This is a genomic window from Halobacillus sp. A1 (genome assembly GCF_024189295.1).
Taxonomy (GTDB): domain Bacteria; phylum Bacillota; class Bacilli; order Bacillales; family Halobacillaceae; genus Halobacillus_A.
The window spans coordinates 422821-441231 of the sequence record NZ_JAIZEN010000001.1 but is presented as its reverse complement, the minus strand read 5'-3'; the positions used below and the strand labels follow the sequence as shown (position 1 = coordinate 441231).

At 39.1% G+C, this 18411-nt stretch carries 22 protein-coding genes; 2 read left to right on the top strand and 20 right to left on the bottom strand.

Features of this window, described 5'->3' with window-relative positions; all coding sequences use genetic code 11:
• Window positions 1–112 precede the first annotated feature (112 nt).
• From LF817_RS02025 to LF817_RS02005, 5 genes are all read right to left on the bottom strand, one after another.
• Window positions 113–523, bottom strand: coding sequence for an HIT family protein (locus LF817_RS02025; protein ID WP_253934088.1), 411 nt, complete (start codon window positions 521–523; stop codon window positions 113–115).
• A gap of 15 nt (window positions 524–538) precedes the next feature.
• The gene (locus LF817_RS02020; RefSeq protein ID WP_253934272.1) at window positions 539–910 is read right to left on the bottom strand and encodes a GNAT family N-acetyltransferase; all 372 of its coding nucleotides are present in this window, start codon (window positions 908–910) and stop codon (window positions 539–541) included.
• A 95-nt stretch (window positions 911–1005) separates the two neighbouring features.
• Window positions 1006–1569: a hypothetical protein gene (locus LF817_RS02015; RefSeq protein WP_253934087.1), complete on the bottom strand. Its 564-nt coding sequence runs from the start codon at window positions 1567–1569 to the stop codon at window positions 1006–1008.
• Between the two features lie 101 nt (window positions 1570–1670).
• Window positions 1671–1952: a hypothetical protein gene (locus LF817_RS02010; RefSeq protein ID WP_253934086.1), complete on the bottom strand. Its 282-nt coding sequence runs from the start codon at window positions 1950–1952 to the stop codon at window positions 1671–1673.
• Window positions 1953–2131: 179 nt separating this feature from the next.
• Complete coding sequence (locus LF817_RS02005; RefSeq protein ID WP_253934085.1) at window positions 2132–2401, bottom strand: hypothetical protein; 270 nt, start codon at window positions 2399–2401, stop codon at window positions 2132–2134.
• Window positions 2402–2565: 164 nt separating this feature from the next.
• Here LF817_RS02005 and LF817_RS02000 point away from each other — a divergent pair, with 164 nt between their 5' ends.
• Window positions 2566–3528 (top strand): bile acid:sodium symporter family protein, encoded by a 963-nt coding sequence (locus LF817_RS02000; protein WP_253934084.1) that lies wholly within the window; start codon window positions 2566–2568, stop codon window positions 3526–3528.
• A 20-nt stretch (window positions 3529–3548) separates the two neighbouring features.
• On the opposite strand, the gene LF817_RS01995 is transcribed toward LF817_RS02000, so the two are convergent.
• The 7 genes from LF817_RS01995 to LF817_RS01965 form a co-directional block, all read right to left on the bottom strand.
• On the bottom strand, window positions 3549–4244 hold the full coding sequence (locus LF817_RS01995; protein WP_253934271.1) for a YqcI/YcgG family protein: 696 nt from the start codon (window positions 4242–4244) through the stop codon (window positions 3549–3551).
• Between the two features lie 132 nt (window positions 4245–4376).
• Window positions 4377–5624, bottom strand: coding sequence for a dicarboxylate/amino acid:cation symporter (locus tag LF817_RS01990; RefSeq protein WP_253934083.1), 1248 nt, complete (start codon window positions 5622–5624; stop codon window positions 4377–4379).
• Window positions 5625–5885: 261 nt separating this feature from the next.
• Window positions 5886–6971, bottom strand: a complete 1086-nt coding sequence (locus LF817_RS01985; RefSeq protein WP_253934082.1) for a sensor histidine kinase — start codon at window positions 6969–6971, stop codon at window positions 5886–5888.
• The gene (locus LF817_RS01980) at window positions 6961–7644 is read right to left on the bottom strand and encodes a response regulator transcription factor (protein WP_253934270.1); all 684 of its coding nucleotides are present in this window, start codon (window positions 7642–7644) and stop codon (window positions 6961–6963) included. The genes LF817_RS01985 and LF817_RS01980 overlap by 11 nt, the downstream gene beginning before the upstream one ends.
• A 17-nt stretch (window positions 7645–7661) precedes the next feature.
• Entirely contained in the window at window positions 7662–8228 is a 567-nt protein-coding gene (locus LF817_RS01975) for a redoxin domain-containing protein (RefSeq protein WP_253934081.1), read from the bottom strand.
• A gap of 18 nt (window positions 8229–8246) precedes the next feature.
• The gene (locus LF817_RS01970) at window positions 8247–8993 is read right to left on the bottom strand and encodes a cytochrome c biogenesis CcdA family protein (RefSeq protein ID WP_253934080.1); all 747 of its coding nucleotides are present in this window, start codon (window positions 8991–8993) and stop codon (window positions 8247–8249) included.
• On the bottom strand, window positions 8990–9589 hold the full coding sequence (locus LF817_RS01965; protein WP_253934079.1) for a hypothetical protein: 600 nt from the start codon (window positions 9587–9589) through the stop codon (window positions 8990–8992). Before LF817_RS01965 ends, LF817_RS01970 begins: the two co-directional genes overlap by 4 nt.
• Before the next feature lie 151 nt (window positions 9590–9740).
• Here LF817_RS01965 and LF817_RS01960 point away from each other — a divergent pair, with 151 nt between their 5' ends.
• A complete protein-coding gene (locus LF817_RS01960) occupies window positions 9741–10226 on the top strand; it encodes a DinB family protein (protein ID WP_253934078.1) in 486 nt (161 codons plus the stop codon).
• 80 nt (window positions 10227–10306) lie between these two features.
• Here the strand turns inward: LF817_RS01960 and hepT are convergent, their stop codons facing one another.
• The 8 genes from hepT to LF817_RS01920 all read right to left on the bottom strand — a co-directional run bounded on the left by hepT (window position 10307) and on the right by LF817_RS01920 (window position 18228).
• Window positions 10307–10711 carry a type VII toxin-antitoxin system HepT family RNase toxin gene (gene hepT / locus LF817_RS01955; protein ID WP_253934077.1) on the bottom strand — a complete coding sequence of 135 codons (405 nt, stop codon included), beginning with the start codon at window positions 10709–10711 and terminating at the stop codon, window positions 10307–10309.
• Window position 10712: 1 nt separating this feature from the next.
• Entirely contained in the window at window positions 10713–11069 is a 357-nt protein-coding gene (gene mntA, locus LF817_RS01950) for a type VII toxin-antitoxin system MntA family adenylyltransferase antitoxin (RefSeq protein WP_253934076.1), read from the bottom strand.
• 402 nt (window positions 11070–11471) lie between these two features.
• Window positions 11472–12602 carry a glycerate kinase gene (locus LF817_RS01945; protein WP_253934075.1) on the bottom strand — a complete coding sequence of 377 codons (1131 nt, stop codon included), beginning with the start codon at window positions 12600–12602 and terminating at the stop codon, window positions 11472–11474.
• A gap of 308 nt (window positions 12603–12910) precedes the next feature.
• A complete protein-coding gene (locus LF817_RS01940) occupies window positions 12911–13978 on the bottom strand; it encodes a C45 family autoproteolytic acyltransferase/hydrolase (protein ID WP_253934074.1) in 1068 nt (355 codons plus the stop codon).
• A 467-nt stretch (window positions 13979–14445) separates the two neighbouring features.
• Window positions 14446–15183: an amino acid ABC transporter ATP-binding protein gene (locus LF817_RS01935; RefSeq protein ID WP_253934073.1), complete on the bottom strand. Its 738-nt coding sequence runs from the start codon at window positions 15181–15183 to the stop codon at window positions 14446–14448.
• 12 nt (window positions 15184–15195) lie between these two features.
• Window positions 15196–15900 carry an amino acid ABC transporter permease gene (locus LF817_RS01930; protein WP_305882209.1) on the bottom strand — a complete coding sequence of 235 codons (705 nt, stop codon included), beginning with the start codon at window positions 15898–15900 and terminating at the stop codon, window positions 15196–15198.
• Complete coding sequence (locus LF817_RS01925) at window positions 15878–16696, bottom strand: amino acid ABC transporter substrate-binding protein (RefSeq protein WP_253934072.1); 819 nt, start codon at window positions 16694–16696, stop codon at window positions 15878–15880. The genes LF817_RS01930 and LF817_RS01925 overlap by 23 nt, the downstream gene beginning before the upstream one ends.
• 155 nt (window positions 16697–16851) lie before the next feature.
• Window positions 16852–18228, bottom strand: coding sequence for a Glu/Leu/Phe/Val family dehydrogenase (locus LF817_RS01920; protein ID WP_253934071.1), 1377 nt, complete (start codon window positions 18226–18228; stop codon window positions 16852–16854).
• Window positions 18229–18411: the final 183 nt, after the last annotated feature.

Here is an 18411-nt window from a genome sequence, read left to right as displayed (position 1 = left end):
ATATATTAGCATAATTAGGAAATAAATTGAACTTATATCCAATTACCTAAAAGAAAATAAACCTTATCTATTTAGACGAGATGAAGTGATGATAGGTTTGAAAAATGAACAATTATTCATTTTCTGAAGAAGTTCTTTTGTTCTCTGGCTGTTTAATCCAATAACGTATACCACGCCCTGCGTAAGGTTCGTCTTTAAAGCGGGGAATGACATGCAAATGAGCATGAGGAATAGTCTGGCCTCCAGTTTCACCTGTGTTCCATCCAACGCTGTAACCGTCAGGTGCATATTTTTCATCCAGCCATGCTTTCGCTTCGATCAATAACTCTCTTGATTCCTTCCACTCTTGTTCAGACAATAAAAAGACTTGATTTACGTGAGCCTTCGGAATAATTAATCCGCTTCCTTCCAGGATTTTTTGTTCAGATGCTTTTTGTATGTATAAACACGTATCATTTTCAAATATAATTTCTTGATCATCATTTTGTTCTAGTGAGCAAAACATACACTCTTCTTTTCCCATAATCGCACCTCCTGCCTAAATTTCCTTTTTAAACACAAAGCTTACACGTTCATAGTCCATTTTATCTTCGTAAAACCGATGGGCGTCGCTACGATGAAGTCCTGAAGATAGAGCGACAGCTTCGTATTCATTTTCCGAGGCCCATCTATGAACAAATGATAAAAGCCGCTCGCCATATCCCCTCGATCTTTTGTATTCAGCCGTTACTAAATCGCATACCCAAACAAAACGTCCATAATATAAGGTGATCATCGGTTTAAAACCAGTAACGGCTGCAATTTCCCCCTGATCGTATAAAGCGAACAGTCTGTAGTTATCATTTTCTTTCGCATCTTTGACGATATCCAAATAGTTGAGTAAATCATGCTGAGGACGTAACTGACGCATGATGGGAAATGCTTCTTCAAGTTCATCATCATTATGTAATTCTTTAATATTCAACACATAACCTCCTCTTATCCACTGCAACTAAAGCAGATTAACTACGATAACAATACATACATAATCAGTAATAGAAATAACACTGCCGCTAGTAGAATCCCGAATAGTACTCCGTAAACATTAGACTTTTTCGTGTACCCCTGCAGCTCCCCAGATTCAGCCCCATCTATTTTTTTCACATGGAAGTATAGAGATAAATTGACTACAAGTAAGAAAACTATGTAAAGAACTGCCATGATCTGATAGTCTATGTTCACTCTAGTAGTTTCTCTCATTATGAAAAAAGCTTGGAAGAACATAAAACCACTTAAAAATAGGTTTATTCCTGAATCAACTTTTTTCTGAACATCCCATTCTTTTCCCAATTTCTCTTTTTCGTAGGCTTCGACTTTTTTAAAAATAGGGATAGGAGATCCGCTGGACTTTTTAATATATCCATAGATAGTCTGTAATAAAAATAAACAGCCGAGGGACAAAAAGAGAACCCGAAAAGTTAAAGGAACTACAGATATAAATATAAAATAAGCTGCCATCATGCTGGAGAATAAGATGTTCGTCGTTAGAAATTGCTTTTTTCTCATTAATTTAATTTCAGCATATGACATGGTGATTCCTCCCTTCACCCATTTTGATTGATTCCATAAGTTCATATTTCATATAAATAAAACTCCCTTATTTTACGTAAGGAAGTTTTACTCAGGATATCTTATATAATACCAATGATAAAGATGAAGAACACAATAAAAGGAAATACAAATGTGAATGTATTAATGGCTTGCAGAATACTTAAACCCCGACTGACAGAAGCTCGTCTGCGCTGCTGTATTCTTATGAATTGAAATGATAAAAAAGATAGAAACGGCACGAAAAAACCTGCTCCGCCGTAGGAGTGAGCAAGGAAGCCACTGATTTCCAGCAGTAATATCCCTAATAAGATCATATTAGTAAAAAACAAAAATAACGGAATTATGTATGAACGTTTGATCACTCATATCCCCTTCTTTCTCTGTGGTGTGGATTGATTTATGTATACATCGTTTGGTTATGATAATCTGGTTAGCAGAATAGCTCTCCAATTAATAAATTCGTGATTTTGAGATTTTTTATGGGGCTTCTTTGATGATGAACATATAAAACCAACTCACGAACTTGTGAGTTGGTTTTATATTAATGACCCTGATTATATTTTTGGTATCTTTTTTCATTGATCCACCAAGTGATCAATCCAAAGAATATTCCACCTATAACGGCAATCATTGCTTTTTCAAAGATGATGGCACTAGTTATACCTTCTCCAAAAAACACATCCATCATTAAAGAAAACAGGAAAAATATTAGACCGTAAGCTAATACTCCGAAGTAAGCCACGTATTTCATTTTTCCCATCTCTCGTGTCTGTCTCCAGCGCTCATTCAAAAGTTTTTGTCTCTCGTTCATTTCATCCCCTCCACTCTGAATTTTCTCATGATTACAGCTAAAAATAAATATAAACATCTTAAATCTTAATAACTTCTTTTCCTTTTTTTCTATATAAAAAATGATTTATTTTGTCTGAAAATAGCGTATAATCTGACATTATCTTTTATTTGGAGGTCAGTAGTATGAAAACGTTAGACAAAATCAGTAGTTTCGTAGGCAGCACCTTTGCTGTATGGGTATTATCCGCCGCTATATTGGCATTTATATTTCCTGAAGGTTTTACCTGGATTGCCCCTTACATAGTTCCATTACTAGGAATTATCATGTTTGGGATGGGACTTACCCTGACAAAAAGTGACTTTAAAGCGGTTTTTCAAAGGCCTTTAGATGTCGCAGTAGGAGTAGGCGCACAATTTTTGCTAATGCCCTTACTTGCTTTTTTACTTGTCACTATTCTTCCTGTTTCACCTGAGGTAGCTGTTGGTGTAATATTAGTAGGATGTTGTCCAGGCGGCACAGCATCCAATGTAATGACTTATTTATCGAAAGGGGACACAGCCCTCTCGGTTGCTATAACATCGGTATCAACATTGCTTGCACCTATTTTAACTCCGGCTTTAATGCTCTTATTCGCAAGCCAATGGCTGCCTGTCTCAGCATCAGATATGTTTCTTTCCATTGTAAACGTAGTGTTGCTTCCCATCATCTTAGGGCTGATTGTTAGAGGGATTCTCGGTACAAAAGTAGAAGCGGGAATCAAATCGGTCCCCCTCATATCTGTAATTGCCATTGTCGCTATTGTAGCTGCTGTTATAGGTGCAAATCAGCAGCAAATCGTAGAAACTGGGTTAATTATTTTCGCAATTGTCATCCTTCATAACATGCTGGGATATGTTATGGGATATGGACTTGGAAAAATGTTCGGAATGGATGCCTCAAAGAAAAGAGCTGTGTCTATCGAAGTCGGCATGCAGAACTCCGGACTAGGGGCTTCGTTAGCTGCTGTGCATTTCAGTCCTTTAGCCGCAGTACCAAGTGCTATTTTCAGTGTCTGGCACAATATTTCCGGTCCGCTCATTGCAACGATTTACCGGAAGCAGAAAAATAAAGAAAACTCATCATCCAGTATTCATAAAGCTTCATAAAAAAGAGCTAGGAGATCCTCCTAGCTCTTCCTGTGTTCAAATGGGCACTTTCCATGAATAGGTTCCACATCATCACCTATAAAATATTGCTTCCACTCTCTATGCTCAGGGTCCCCATAATGGCTGATGTTAGGATGTTTCGGAAGCTGATCCCACTTTTCTACCCGCTCACGAACCTTTTCTCTAGACATGACCCCGCCTTTTGATGTCCCCTCCAGGCCTTCAAATATCCGTCTAGGCTGAAACCCTAACACTAGGCTTCTTCCTAAATCCCTCGTTTTTCTTTGTTTATACGCAGGGGCATTGCCAAAAGTGAAAAATGGCTCTTCGGCGAATGAAAAAGCCCACAAGTGGTGGTCCGGATCTGTCGGATAATCTTTTGGCCAAGGTTTAGAATCTTGATTGTGTAAATACTGAAGAATCTCCCAAAAGTACTCTCTATAATAGGGAATAGACTTTTCTTCTTTCTCTGGCTCTACAAACAAAAAGAAACCATGGCGGATCATTCGTTTCTGGTTATCGAATAACCTTATGAATGATTCAATCGTTTGCGGAAGGTGATTCCAGTCCTCATGGGTTATGTAAGAGTAGCGCAACTCCCCTCTTTTTTCCCCTGACATACCGAAATAACAAGGGAAGGTTTTGTCGGTTACTACATCTCGGAATGTTTCATATTCTCTTTTTACCCAGGACGGTACAATATTGGTGTTGACCATATCTTCTTTTGTGTACAAATGATTTGAACGCGGCAAATAATCCTCTCCCAATCATGTAATATATTTCCTTTTCCCTCGAAACAAAATTTCAAACAATAAAAAGAGCATACTCCAGGAGTATGCTCTTTTCCATTATACGGATTGTTCTACAGGTTTATGCTTTTCACTATCCTTATCCTTATTTTCAGACTTATCTATAGCAAGTGCACAAGCTGCATCCCCTGTAATATTCAGAGCTGTACGTGCCATATCCAGAACCCTGTCGATACCAAGGATTAACGCTATCCCTTCGACCGGCAGGCTCACTTGACTGAGCACCATAGCCAGCATAATAAGTCCGACTCCTGGTACACCGGCTGTACCGATACTAGCGAGTACTGCCGTCAGCACCACCATGACTAATTGCCCAAATGACAAGTCTGTACTGTACACTTGTGCTATGAACAGGGTAGCTACCCCCTGCATAATCGCAGTTCCGTCCATATTGATCGTAGCACCTAACGGCTGCACGAAGCTGCTGACAGGCTTAGAAATGTTCAGTCTTTCCTGTGCCGTCTTCATCGATATAGGTAGAGTAGCGGTACTACTGGAAGTACTGAATGCAACTGTCATAGCCGGGAAGAAATTCTTAACAAAATGGATAGGATTCATTTTTCCTATAAAGTAAATAATCGAACTGTAAAAAATTAACCCATGTAAGAGCAGCCCTACAATAACGATAGCCATATAAGAAAACATGGCTCGAACACCGTCAATTCCCATCTCACCAACTGCAGAAGCCAGTAAACCAAAAGCCCCGTACGGAGCGAAACGCATAATGAGGTTTACCAGCCACATCATAATTTCATTACCTTGTTCCAGAAGACTATATATTCCAGATGTTTTATCGCCCAGCATAGCTAAAGCCAAACCTACGAATATAGCGAACGTGATGATCTGAAGCATATTCTCTTCCACCATGGATTGCATAGGGTTTTCAGGAATGATATTCGTAAATGTTTCTACTACCCCTGGGGACTCTTCCTGCTGCTCATAATCCGCACCAGAAGGATCAATATTTGCATTACCCGGTTCAAATATGAAAGCCAGGACCAGCGCAATGGTAATGGCGAAAGTTGTAGACACCAGGAAAAAAGCGATTGTTTTTCCGCCGATTCGTCCAAGCTTTTTCGGATCTCCTAATGAAGCTGTACCAAGAGCAATGGATAAAAATACAATCGGTACGACTAGCATTTTAATTAAATTAAGAAATATGGTACCTAATGGATCAAATAAGTAAGTATTCAAAGTATCGAATAAATCCGGTGCTGTTAAATTCAGGGTTAAACCAACAGCTAAACCTAAAATCAAACCTATGAATATTTTTACTGTTAAATTCATACATTTGCCTCCTTAACTTGTTATTGTAAAGCTCTAATACATCTTATATGTCTGACTAAAAGATGATATGTTTCTGAAAATTCTGCCAAATCTGTGTGGTCTGTGTTAAAAGTGAAGGGTGCTTTTCTAAATTATCAAACCAAAGCGTAAAAGCAAATACGACAAAAATCCTGTATTATTACCAATAATATCTATTACCCTAAAATGGAAGGGGACAAACTGAAGATGACAGGATAAAAATAGCGGACTTAGAAAAAATTTCTAAAGTCCGCTCTTAGTAGGAATAGTCAAATGAAAAATGTGATTGTATCCGTCTGTTTCCAACCAGATTTCACCGCCATGATGCTCGATAATCTCTTTACTTATAGATAACCCTAGACCTGTTCCACCAATTACTCTGCTTCGTGAAGGGTCAACTCTATAAAGCCTCTCAAATACTTTTTCTTTATTTTCTACCGGAATGTACTGACCCTTTCCCGCAATTGATATGTAATAATAACCTTCCTGAAGCTGACCGTTTATTTGAATCAGTGAAGTGTCCTCACTACGATACTCAATCATGTTATTTAAAAGGTTCGTCAGCACTTGTTGAATCCCTTCTCTATGAATCATCATTTCTTTTTCTTCCAAGTTTGTATCTATGTGAACTTGCACTCGTTCGATTTCCAATTCAAATAGTCGGATAACCTGATTCACAAGTTCATCTACTTGAACACTTTCCTTTGAAAGTACTCTATCAGTACTGGATCTGTCCCATTCTTTTACGATATCTAATTGTTGAACTAAACCAGTCACTCTTTCTGTCTCTTCTGCTAATGACTTATAAATATCTCTATCACCAGCCAGAACACCTTTTTCCAGAGCTTCTAAATATCCACGCAAATTAGACAGTGGAGTTCTTAATTCATGGGACAAATCGCTTAACATTTGGTTCCGATTCTTCTCTTGTTCTTGAAGTAATACAATTAAGTGATTAAAATGCTGAACTAACTCGCTTATTTCATCATGAGACTTAGGGGGAATAGGCTTAGGATAATGGCCGGATTTAAATAATTCCATTGCATGAGATAATTCTTTAACAGGCCTTAACATCCTTTTCGTAATGACGGCATATAGCACACCACCGAATAAAATTACAATAACACTTACTAATAGAGAGAAAGATAAAAGAGAGGAATTAAAGGAAAACTGAGTTTGACTTCCCATTCCCACTAAATTAGAAGCCAAATAGCAGGCCGTGTCGTAAATGATCAAACCTGTAAATAATACAAGCAGGATGAGAAGTGAAACATTAATAATCGTCAGTTTCATCCATAACCTTGAAGGTAAAAATTTATTAAGCTCCATGAAATTTATACCCCATTCCTCTAACTGTGACAATTCGCACAGGACGGGATGAATCTTCCTCTATCTTTCTACGAAGCTTTTTTATATGAGCATCAATTGTACGGGACATGATATCCGCATCTCCATAAGGGTGGATCTGGTTCACCAACTGTTCTCTCGTAAAAACTTGATCAGGATTTTCCATTAAAAAATAAAGTAAGTTAAACTCATAGTTAGTTAATTCAATTAGCTCTCCATTAAGCAGGACTTCACCTTTACGAGGTTTAATCACCAGGCCGTCTACCGCAATTTTTTGGCAGAAGTGACCTGTTCGTCTTAAAACCGCCTCCACATGTGCCACCAGTTCCTCCGGGCTGAATGGTTTCGTCATGTAGTCATCTGCTCCCAGTCTCAGACCGCTAATTTTATCGTCCGTTCTCGCTTTAGCAGAGAGCATAATGAGAGATGGGTCATCTGATTCTCCTTTTTTCACCCATTGACAAAATTCTTCCCCACTGACTTTCGGCAGCATTAAATCCAAAATAATCAAACACGGAGAATGCTGCTCATAAACATGTTTCGCTTCCTCGCCATCATAGGCCTGGACCACATTATAACTATTTTTTTCTAAATAAATTTTAATAAGATTGGAGATTTTCACGTCATCTTCTACTACTAAAATTTTTGGTTTTATCACGCATTAACCAACTCCTATAATTCTTCTAAGCGTTGCAGCATCATATCATAATTCATAGCTCCGAGCATGACCGACTGAATCTTGCCCTCTTCATCGATAAACACGGAAGTTGGTACAGGATTCACTTCATATATCGTTGAAACTTCTGAATTTTTATCCTTTAAGATTTGAAAAGAAAGACCGAACTCGTCAGCGAATTCTTCCACATCGCCAACGGAAGACTCAGTTTCAGTTAAATTAACAGCTAAAATTTCTACGTCTTCGTTTTGATGAAATTTCTCCATATCTGGCATTTCAGCACGACATGGCGGACACCAAGTAGCCCAGAAGTTCAGCATAACTTTCTTGCCTCGTAAATCAGACAACTTTGTTTCCTCACCATTTAATCGTTCTAATGAAAAATCTGGAGCTAGTTGACCTTTATCTAAACCCGTTTCTGGATCGTCAGTCGCCGGTCCTTCCGCGACCATTTGTGCCTTCTCACCTTCTTTATCACCCGTTTCCTCTTCCGGCTCAGTTAAGTCGTATACAGCCCAGCCGAACAACGCCGTTACGAAAAGGACTACTACCCATTTTTTCATATTTACTCTCCTTTCAGTTTAAAAAATTATGCCTAAGTTAGAAAGCCAAGTGTCCTGGACAAGGTTTAACAGCATGGTAGAAAAGCGAGTCATAAAACCTGTGTACAGCAAAACACCAACAATAACCATTGAAGCTCCACCTAATTTAAGGATCCTCTCACTGTATTTCAAAATGAATTTTGTCGATCCTATAAAAAAAGAAAAGGCTAAAAACGGGATAGCAAACCCTACGACATAAACGATTGTATACAAGATTCCCTGGGTGGGATTGGAGGCAGACAGCATTAAAATTGACGCAAAAATTGGACCAATACAAGGAGTCCACCCTGCTGCGAAACCCATCCCTGCAAATAAGGTGCCCAGATAATTAAACGAAGATCTCGGTTTAAAGGTCATACGTTTCTCTTTCATTAACCACCGAAAGTTCAGCCATCCTGCTACAAATAAACCCATAATAATAATAAAAATCCCAGCCATTCGCTGTATGAAAAGCCCCGTTTCCCCTGTTAATAAACCTTGAATAAAATTTCCTAAATAAGAAGCACCTATGCCTAAACTAATAAAAATAGTAGACACCCCTATAAGAAAGAAAGCGGAGTGAGACAGAATTTTCTTTTTCACCTTTATACTCTGATCTTCCTTAATTTCCTTTACACTCATACCAGTTATGTAAGATAGATAGGCTGGGAATAATGGAAGGGTGCAAGGAGACAAAAAGGAAATAACTCCAGCACCAAAAGCAAGCCATATTGTCACATCTGTCATGGTAAATCTCTCCTTTTATCAAATAACAACAGTAAACTACATAGCAGGGCTATACCTATATAAAACCACGGATCCATTCGGTATCCCATTAGTTCAGGAGAAGGATAGAATAACCCATATATCCCTGTTAAAAGAACTATAAAGATCACTGTTAAGATAGGAATGTTAACTAGAGTGATTAGAATAATGAACAAAAATGTGAGGATCAATTCGCTCCAAGCACCTTCATCATTAAATACGATAGTAAATACTGAAAAACTAAACCAGCTGAATGCTATTAACTGCACATATTCATGAGTATATATACTCGATTTGTTTTTATATAATTTGATAACTGTAATGGCTGCCGTTGCTATGTAAAACTCTAGTGTTCCACTTGGATAAGCAAGCAGTGCTATAGGGTGATCCAATAAAAGCTGCCACTTCGTCAGGAGCTTTGCCCCAATGAACAATAAAATCCATGTAGTCAGGAAGGAAACAAACCCTTCAGTTACGTGTTTTTTAACTTCTTTAGTTTGGGTAGATACAAGCCAGAACAAGATTATGGCAGTAATAAAAGCAAGTACCCGTATAGCTAATAAAGGTTGGACAATCATTTTATAATACCTCGTTCCCCGCCAAGTTGTATTCCTAGTCTAAAACTGTTGTGTGAAAATATGATGAACATAATCAAAGTCTATGAAAAGAATTCCTGGATAACCTATGATAAAATCAAACCATCCTATTAATGGAAAGGATGACTATTTTATGTACGGTATTGAAGAAAAGAGAAATGAAGTTCTTACGTTTATCGATGGATTAAATGATGAAGAAGCAAAGAAGAAACCAGACTCAAGCTCCTGGTCTATACTTGAAGTTTTAGAACATTTGAATTTAATGGAGCAATTAGTAGGCTATCAAATCGGAGAAGCTTTAAAAGACGGCACCCCAAAAGACGTTAGTGAAAAGCCTTTGCACAAAACTACTAATCGCGATTATAAGGTGGACGCTCCAGAAGCAGTCAAACCTAAAGGGAAGTTTCAATCATTAGAGGAGGCAAAGGATGGCTTGGAGAAAAGCCGTGAAGCGACGTTATTCCTCACTCATAATAAAGACGAAGAAACCTTGGAGTTATATGCTTTTCCTCACCCTTCTTTCGGTGATTTGAATCTTAAACAGTGGGTAGAATTCATTGGATGGCATGAACTCAGACATTTAAATCAAATGAAGGAAATCTATCAAAACATTAAATAAACAAAAAAAACAGACTACTATGAACTTCACCTTCCTATTGTGTATAACAATGGGAGGCCAGTTCAAGTAAGTCTGCTTTTTCAATAATTCAAGATTTGTTTGCCCAATAATGATAAATCCCCTAAATCGTTCTCAATAGTAACTTTCAATTTATTCAAATTTATCTTTTTACAATCTTCTGAGGCCAGATGACGGAATCCTTCGATATTTTTGACCTTCACCTTCATAGAATCATCAATTATTCCTTTATCAAATAAAATGTCAAATGAGTCCTTATACGTCTGGGGCACGCCGAAATGGTATTCAGCATTGATATGAATGGACAGATCAATTGCTGCTTTACAAGCACGTTGAATATTAAGAACTATCGAGTCCTGCTTGACTGAGTCGAGTAAGTGATCAGGTTCTCCATCATACACAATGTAGACCTTTTGAATACATCTCTCCATAGAATTAATTTTACTTACTATCACCTCATCATGCATCTTAGGCCCTTCTTTCATTGATACTATTCGAGATTACAGCCTGCTCCTCATTTGTTAAAGCATACATGCTGTAAGCTCCCATCTGTAATTCCATCCGTAATCGTTCGTCCTCTGAATAAATCACCGTACCTCTTGAGAAAATTTGAGTCCGAAATGTAAATGATGCATTGCTTATATCTACCAAATGGACTTCCTCTTCGATTACATCCGCTAGCTGCTGCCCCAACAAAAACAACTTATACACAGAATGTTGCTGATTACTGCAAAAAGCTAAATCAATGTCACTCTCACCTCGCTCAGCTCCATTGGAGTAAGAGCCGAACAGGATAATGAAGGATGGTTCTAATTTTTCTACCAAAAAAGCTCTCATATAAGGAATGAAATTCCCATGCAAGAAACCACTCCCTTACTAAAATCCAACACTTAAGAAAAAGAGCTGACATCAAGCCAGCTCTTTTCCTACTAGTGATTCTACAGCCCTTCACAACTGCATTCTTATTAACTTACGTATTCTTCATATCATAAATCATGAGAAAGTGACAAAATCAAACTTCAATTTTTACTTATAGTTAAGGGTTCCTCAATACGATATAAGTTAAACATTTTTTCATAAATAAGCTGAATTTCTTTTACATGAAGGTACATCACAACACTGTTGTCACGATATTAGCGGTAATGCCTCTAATGAGAGCTCTTAACAATTGATTTTCCAAGGATAACCTAAACACTTATATGGAACCCTCCCCCATCTAGTTATCCATCACTTCTGTAAAAATGTCCAAATCAAATGAGCCATTTGTCTGCAAGCTTCGAACAAATATTCTTCTCCATTTTCTATACAATTTCCTAAGGATCTAGGACCAGGAACAATCGAAAAACACCCAGAAAAAATTGTGTTAAGTTCATTCATAGGTCCATCCAGGCTTCCAGATAAAAGAATAACAGGCTTGCCATTTTCTTTAGCTAGCTTTGCAACATACCCTGGAGCTTTACCGTAAAGCGTTTGGACATCACTTTGTCCTTCTCCCGTAATAATCATATCTGAATTTTTCACTGCCTCTTCTAATTGAATAGCATCGGAAACGAGCTCAGCTCCAGAGTACAGCCGGCCCCCCAAAGCTAAAAAGGCGAAGCCTAATCCACCAGCGGCCCCCGCTCCTTTTTTACACGAGAAATTGCCACCCAAGGCCTCTTCAACCAATCGCCCGAAATGTTCTAAAGCTTGATCATACTCTTCGACTTGTTTTTCGGTGGCACCTTTTTGTGGACCATACACATAAGTGGCACCATGAGATCCTGTTAAAGGATTGTCGACATCGCATGCTACACGAATGGTCGTATCTTTCAATCTAGGGTCGAGAGAAGTAAAATCTACGCTATCTACTTTCATGACATCCTTCCCAAAGCAGCCTATAGTCTGACCATCTGCATCGTATGCACGCATTCCCAAAGCTTGAAAGACTCCCAACCCTCCATCGTTTGAAGAGCTTCCTCCCAAAGCTAGAACGAGCTTCTTATTGCCACGATCAAGAGCATGTAAAATGACTTCCCCGATGCCGTAGGTCGTCGTGTAATCTGGATTTTTTTGTTCTTCGGGTACGAGTGGTAAACCAGCAATTTCAGCACCCTCGATTACAGCTGTTTTACTCCCAATTTCTAAGTATCCAGCTGTTCTTCTTTCTCCGAGCGGCCCCGTGCATTCAAGTTCCACCATATCCCCTTCTATCGCATTTACCATAGCGGAAAGCGTCCCTTCCCCTCCATCCGCCATCGGTTTAATTGCGGTTTCAATCAAAGGGTCGACAGATTGGAATGCTCTTTCCATAACCTTAGACGCTGCGGTCGACGACATACTGCCTTTAAATGAGTCCGGTGCGAATAAAACTTTCATAAGAACCTCCCCCTTCATACGTTATACTTCTATTCAAATTGACTATCGCTGCGATTACAATGAGACGGGGTTTTAAACAATAGGTTAACATACCCGTTCCCTAGTTCATTTGCACAAAATCAGTTAAGCAGAGAAAAAAGTCAAAAAATTAAAGTGCCTTAAATATCGTTTATTCGAAGTTTTTCTTTAGCCTGATTTCACTTGATTTCTCATAATCGCTACCAGGTAAATGCCCCGCTATCGTATCTATACTTCTACACTACCCTCCTCATATCAAAAAAACGCACTCGTGATGAGTGCGTTTCACATTATTTGCGTCCTGTCCAATAAGCTCCTTCGTCCATATGGACAAAAGGAATATCAGTATCTACTTCACCTGTAATAACTTCATCTGAAATATCTTCTCCAGCTAACCATTTTTTAAAATCAAACTCTACAGGCTGCTGATCTCCCCCAAGCGCAAACCATGCTTTCAGCTCTTTGGGAAGATATCCAGAAGTATGGATGGTACCCGCCCAGTTACTATATTGCTTAGAGAAAACTCCTCGATCTGTATCATTCATGAGACGAAACGCATCATAAGCTCCATGTAATTGGCTTCTAGCCTCATTTATAGCATCGAGTCGTTTCATTGAGTCTACGAGATGGTTACGATTCTCTTTCTTCATTTTTTCAAAATGGTTCGTACACACGTTGGACTCTCTCACTTCGACTCCGCGTGGAGAAGCCTCAATGACGTAGGTTTGGTTGCTGGGATCAAATACAATATAGCTGAAAGAATGACGGTGCGGTATTTCCTTCAGCATATCGACTGCTTCTTTCACGTTAGCACAAGACTCCAGGATCAACCGCCCGATCATGCAGCAGATAAAACCGTCTCCTGGTTTTTTACGATGCATGAAGTTATATCCCATTGTGAGACCATGTTCATTCATCCCGTCCATTCTCCCTGTTATTCGCTGGGTCGGGCCGGCAATTGCATAGCCCCCATCAGTAGGCTGGAAAAATGAATACCTTCCTTCATATGTTTTGGGCATATAATCATAATTTCTTATGAGGTAGCCGTCTCCCGTCATGATGGAGCATCCCGACTTTTTGTAGTCTATGCGGTATCCGCCGAACTCCATCATCACCCGATCCATTGGCCATTCAAGTGCATCACGCAAGCCTTTCAGTTCCTCCCAGAGTCCAGGTGCAAAGCGTGTAATCGCATGTTTTACTTCTGACTCCTTTACGATGAACCTTGGTTTACGGACCCTCCACTGTTTTTCCCGATTTTTCACGGTTAATGAATGTTTCAACTGTTCTCCCTGTATATACCCGAAATCATAATGGGTTCCTCGGAACTGGAGAATATTGCTATGTACTAGTTTCATGACAAAAACCTCTTTTGCTGTAGGGTGGTTATTGATTTTTTTGGTTCCATAATTTCAGTGTGGATTGTTTCATATTATATGGAAGTTATCTGGGTAGTTTCCGTTCCTTAAAATAGATATTGAAGGTCCGGGAAATCACTCGCTTTCGATGAGCGTACGGTGAGCTTCCTCGGTACACTAACGCCCTGCGGAATCTCACCATGTACTGTCATCCCATCTCTTACACAGCGGCTACTGAGACTTCCTTCACTTCTGTACGATAAGTCAACATCGAATCACTCCGTTCTTCGTGTTTCCTTTATCTCCGCCAGTTCATGGGCCGTTCATTACGTTTCCATTAGGATTGTTGAATTACCCCCATTAAAAAAATCCACAACTTTTAATAATACAGCTATTTTAATAGAAGAAATTCATTTGATAAAGTAAATAACCTTCTAAAAAAGCACCTAAGCATAGGTGCCTTTGATTTATTGATTAATAAGGTTTAAGAATTTTTTCGTGCGCTCTTCTTTTGGGCGTTCAAATAGATCCACAGGTTCGCCTCTCTCAATGATCTTCCCTTCGTCCATAAAAATAACTTCATCGGCTACTTCTTTAGCGAACTTCATTTCATGAGTTACAACGACCATAGTTCTTCCTTCTTTAGCAAGATCTTTCATAACGAGCAATACCTCTCCCACAAGCTCAGGGTCAAGTGCAGAAGTAGGTTCATCAAATAACATGACTTTTGGATCTATAGCCATGGCACGTGCAATCCCAACACGCTGCTGCTGGCCGCCTGAAAGCTGGTAAGGGAAAACATCTATTTTTTCTTTCAATCCAACTTTCGTTAAAAGCTCGGCCGCTCTTTTTTTTGCTTCTGTTTTATTAACTTTTTGTACAGTGACTGGCCCTTCCATCACATTCTGAAGCGCAGTGAAGTGGGGAAACAAATTATACGTCTGAAATACCATCCCAGATTTCTTTCTAAAGCTGCGAATTTCCTTTTTGGATAATTTTTTCCCAAAATCAATCGATTGTTGATCGATGCTGATTAAACCACTTTCAGGCTGCTCAAGCAGATTCAGACACCTTAGAAGTGTTGTTTTACCGGATCCGGAGGGTCCGATCACGACGACCACTTTTCCTTTTTCCACTTCCAAATCAATATCTTTAAGAACGACCAAGTCACCGAATTGTTTAGATATTTTCTGTGTACTTATCATAAAGAATTCTCCTTACGTTTTAACATAACGGTTTAAACGAGTTTCGATACGGTCTTGAATAAGGGATAATATAAAACAAATCACCCAATAGATCGCTGCCGCTTCAACATAAACTAATAGAGGTGTATACGTAGTCGCAACAATTTCTTGTGCTTTTCTAAACATTTCACTTACTAGTATCGTAGAAGCAAGAGAGGTTTCCTTGACTAATCCTATAAATGAATTAGAGAGTGGAGGGATGGAAACCCTTGTTGCCTGAGGCAGTATGACCCTTTTTAAAGATTGAAAATAAGACATCCCTATAGAAGATGAAGCTTCCCACTGCCCTTTTTCAATAGATAATATGGAAGCCCTTATAATCTCAGAAGCATAGGCTCCCGTATTGAGTGAAAAGGCTATAATGGTCCCAGTGAATGGCTCGAATTTCAAAAAATCAACCCCGAGATTCCCCAAACCAAAAAACACAATGAATAATTGAACAAGTAACGGAGTACCCCGGATAATGGATACATAGACCCTGGCTATACCCGCCAAAATTTTTATACCAGAAATACGGAATACAGCAGTAACTACTGCGATGAATAGCCCGATCACAAAAGATATTAAAGTTAGAGGGATAGTATAAGACAAGACTCCTTTTAACAAAGGTATAAAGGAGTCTTGTAAAATAGCTATATTTTCTGAACTGAAAAAACTACTGGACAGATACATCTTCATCAAACCACTCATTAGATATTTCTTCTAGTGTGCCATCTTCTCTCATCTCTTCTAAAGCATCATTGACGGCTTCTACTAGTTCCGGATTGTCCTGACGGAACATCATAGCTGTTTCTGAAGCATCGTCTTCTTGATCAACAATTTCAACTTGAGAATTACCGTCTTTTTGATTTAAGTAATCCAGTACAGATAAACGATCATTAACAGTTGCATCCACTCGATCGTTGTTTAATAATTCCATAGCAGGAGTAAACCCTTCGACACTCTCTATTTCCGCACCATATTGTTTAGCAATATCCGCATAATTACTCGTTAAGGATTGTGCGGATGAGGCTCCCTCTAAGTCATCAAAGCTTTTTATTTCTTCGTTATCACTTTTGGCAACGAGTACTGCGGAGGTATACGTGTACGGTTCAGAGAAGCTGTATTTTTCCTCACGATCCGGCTGAATCCCAACCTGGTTTGCGATCATATCAAAACGCTCACTATTTAAACCGGCAAACATAGAGTCCCATTTGGTCTCTTCAAATTCTACTTCGACATCCATACGCTCGCCAATTTCTTTCGCTACTTCGACATCATATCCAGTCAGTTCGTCGTTATCGTCATGAAAGGTATAGGGCGCATAAGTTCCTTCAGTTCCAACCGTAAGAACACCCTCCTCCTTTATCTGTTCTAGCAAGCTCCCACCTTCTGATGAGGAGGTATCTTCTCCACCTTCTGAATCGCTTGATCCACAAGCAGATAAAACAATGATAAATAATGCCGCAATAGATAGAAATGCATACTTTTTCATAAAATAACCCCTTTGATATTTAATCCCTATAAAACACATCGGAATTATAGACTTATAGAGCATACAAGCTAAAGCATTCTACGTCAAGATTATTGTTTGATTGAAATTAACCACAAAAAAATGGCTCCCCTTTATCATGGGGCAGCCACTTTAATTTAATACAATTTACCTTGACGAAATAATACTGTTGATAATTTCATAACCGAATGAATATAACAATTTTGCCTTAGAGGGAATGGATCACCGAAAAACTGAGGTAAAATCGTATCCATCGTATGCTGCATCCTATCGAATAAAAGCTCATAAATTTGTTCTTCCTTATAGAACTCCGTTTCTCTCCCCTGTTTCCACTCCAGATAGGATACGATCACACCTCCGGCATTGGCTAGTATATCAGGAATGATCAGAACTCCACGTTCACTGAGGTAATTATCTGCGGTTTCTGTTACAGGAGCATTCGCCCCTTCCACAATAATTTCCGCTTTGATTTTCTCCATATTATCTTCATGGATTTGGTTTTCTAACGCCGCCATGATCAGTACATCAACATCAATTTCTAATAAGTCGTCTCTTTCCTTAATGGTGGCCTTTATATGGTTTTCAGCTAACTCATCTTCTGTGGTTGGGAGATCCCCGTTGTGTTCATCCGCATATTTTGATAGTGCAGGTACATCTAAGCCATCAGAATTGTAAAGCATGACATTGTGATCGCTGATTGCTACAACTTGGTTCTGAAGATAGTTACATTTGAAAGCTTCATGTGCCGCAACAGAACCCAGGTTTCCAAAACCTTGAACAGCTACTGTCAGTTTTCGATCCGCCTTGCTTAACGCTGTTTCAGCGAACTTATTATCCTGCTCGCTGAGCCACTTCTTCTGCTCACGCAAAAAGTCGTACATCATATATCGGAAGGTAAAGTAAACACCTCTTCCTGTCGCTTCTTTCCGCCCCAGTGAGCCACCATTAATAATGCTTTTCCCCGTAAAACTGCCCCGGTAAGGCTGCCCGGGATGAATGTTTTTATACTCAGCCATCATCCAATCCATTTCCCGCTCCCCTGTTCCAGCGTCTGGAGCCGGAATATCTTTATCGGGACCTAATATATCATTGAAATATTGGACATACTTTTTACATATCAAATTCAGCTCTTTCACACTATACTCTCTCGGGTTTATAATAACCCCGCCCTTACCTCCTCCAAAAGGCAATTCGTGGAGTGAGTTTTTAAGGGTCATCAGGCGAGCGAAATTCGCAACCTCGACTTCATTTACTGTTTCATGGAAACGAATCCCGCCTTTGTATGGACCCAGAGTATCATTATGCTGGACCCTGAAAGATGGAATTCGAACGATCGTTCCATTCTCAAGAGCTACTCTTAGAAATGATTTATGTATATGGTTCGGTGTTGAGAGGATAGCTACTAAAGATTTAAAGGCCTGCTCTCTCGTTTGGGCCTGCAAATCAGGCAAGAAGCTCTCATCTTCTAATAATGCTGTCAATGATTTTTCAATAACTGTGCTGTTCTTATCCATGTTCATTCCCCTCCGTCGGACTTGTGTCTAAATTCCTATATGGTTTCAATCTACCCTTATTAGAACCTTTCAAACGTAATATATGGAAGCGTTGACTAATACAATCGCTAGTATTAGCAGATCAGTAAAAATGTTATACTTTATCTAGTGTTATAGGCGTTTTTTTGGTAGTCTATAAATTGT

Bases quoted from the DNA above. Each gene is read 5' to 3' on its own strand.
- hepT (WP_253934077.1), bottom strand. From the start codon at position 10,711: ATGCATGATGAGGTGATAGTAAGTAAAATTAATTCTATGGAGAGATGT.
- LF817_RS01965 (WP_253934079.1), bottom strand. From the start codon at position 9,589: ATGATTGTCCAACCTTTATTAGCTATACGGGTACTTGCTTTTATTACT.
- LF817_RS02020 (WP_253934272.1), bottom strand. From the start codon at position 910: ATGCGTCAGTTACGTCCTCAGCATGATTTACTCAACTATTTGGATATC.
- LF817_RS01935 (WP_253934073.1), bottom strand. From the start codon at position 15,183: ATGATAAGTACACAGAAAATATCTAAACAATTCGGTGACTTGGTCGTT.
- LF817_RS02025 (WP_253934088.1), bottom strand. From the start codon at position 523: ATGGGAAAAGAAGAGTGTATGTTTTGCTCACTAGAACAAAATGATGAT.
- LF817_RS01990 (WP_253934083.1), bottom strand. From the start codon at position 5,624: ATGAATTTAACAGTAAAAATATTCATAGGTTTGATTTTAGGTTTAGCT.
- LF817_RS02000 (WP_253934084.1), top strand. From the start codon at position 2,566: ATGAAAACGTTAGACAAAATCAGTAGTTTCGTAGGCAGCACCTTTGCT.
- LF817_RS01970 (WP_253934080.1), bottom strand. From the start codon at position 8,993: ATGACAGATGTGACAATATGGCTTGCTTTTGGTGCTGGAGTTATTTCC.
- LF817_RS01945 (WP_253934075.1), bottom strand. From the start codon at position 12,602: ATGAAAGTTTTATTCGCACCGGACTCATTTAAAGGCAGTATGTCGTCG.
- LF817_RS01960 (WP_253934078.1), top strand. From the start codon at position 9,741: ATGTACGGTATTGAAGAAAAGAGAAATGAAGTTCTTACGTTTATCGAT.
- LF817_RS01925 (WP_253934072.1), bottom strand. From the start codon at position 16,696: ATGAAAAAGTATGCATTTCTATCTATTGCGGCATTATTTATCATTGTT.
- LF817_RS01985 (WP_253934082.1), bottom strand. From the start codon at position 6,971: ATGGAGCTTAATAAATTTTTACCTTCAAGGTTATGGATGAAACTGACG.
- LF817_RS01920 (WP_253934071.1), bottom strand. From the start codon at position 18,228: ATGGATAAGAACAGCACAGTTATTGAAAAATCATTGACAGCATTATTA.
- LF817_RS01975 (WP_253934081.1), bottom strand. From the start codon at position 8,228: ATGAAAAAATGGGTAGTAGTCCTTTTCGTAACGGCGTTGTTCGGCTGG.
- LF817_RS02005 (WP_253934085.1), bottom strand. From the start codon at position 2,401: ATGAACGAGAGACAAAAACTTTTGAATGAGCGCTGGAGACAGACACGA.
- LF817_RS01940 (WP_253934074.1), bottom strand. From the start codon at position 13,978: ATGAAACTAGTACATAGCAATATTCTCCAGTTCCGAGGAACCCATTAT.
- LF817_RS01930 (WP_305882209.1), bottom strand. From the start codon at position 15,900: ATGAAGATGTATCTGTCCAGTAGTTTTTTCAGTTCAGAAAATATAGCT.
- LF817_RS01995 (WP_253934271.1), bottom strand. From the start codon at position 4,244: ATGGTCAACACCAATATTGTACCGTCCTGGGTAAAAAGAGAATATGAA.
- LF817_RS02015 (WP_253934087.1), bottom strand. From the start codon at position 1,569: ATGTCATATGCTGAAATTAAATTAATGAGAAAAAAGCAATTTCTAACG.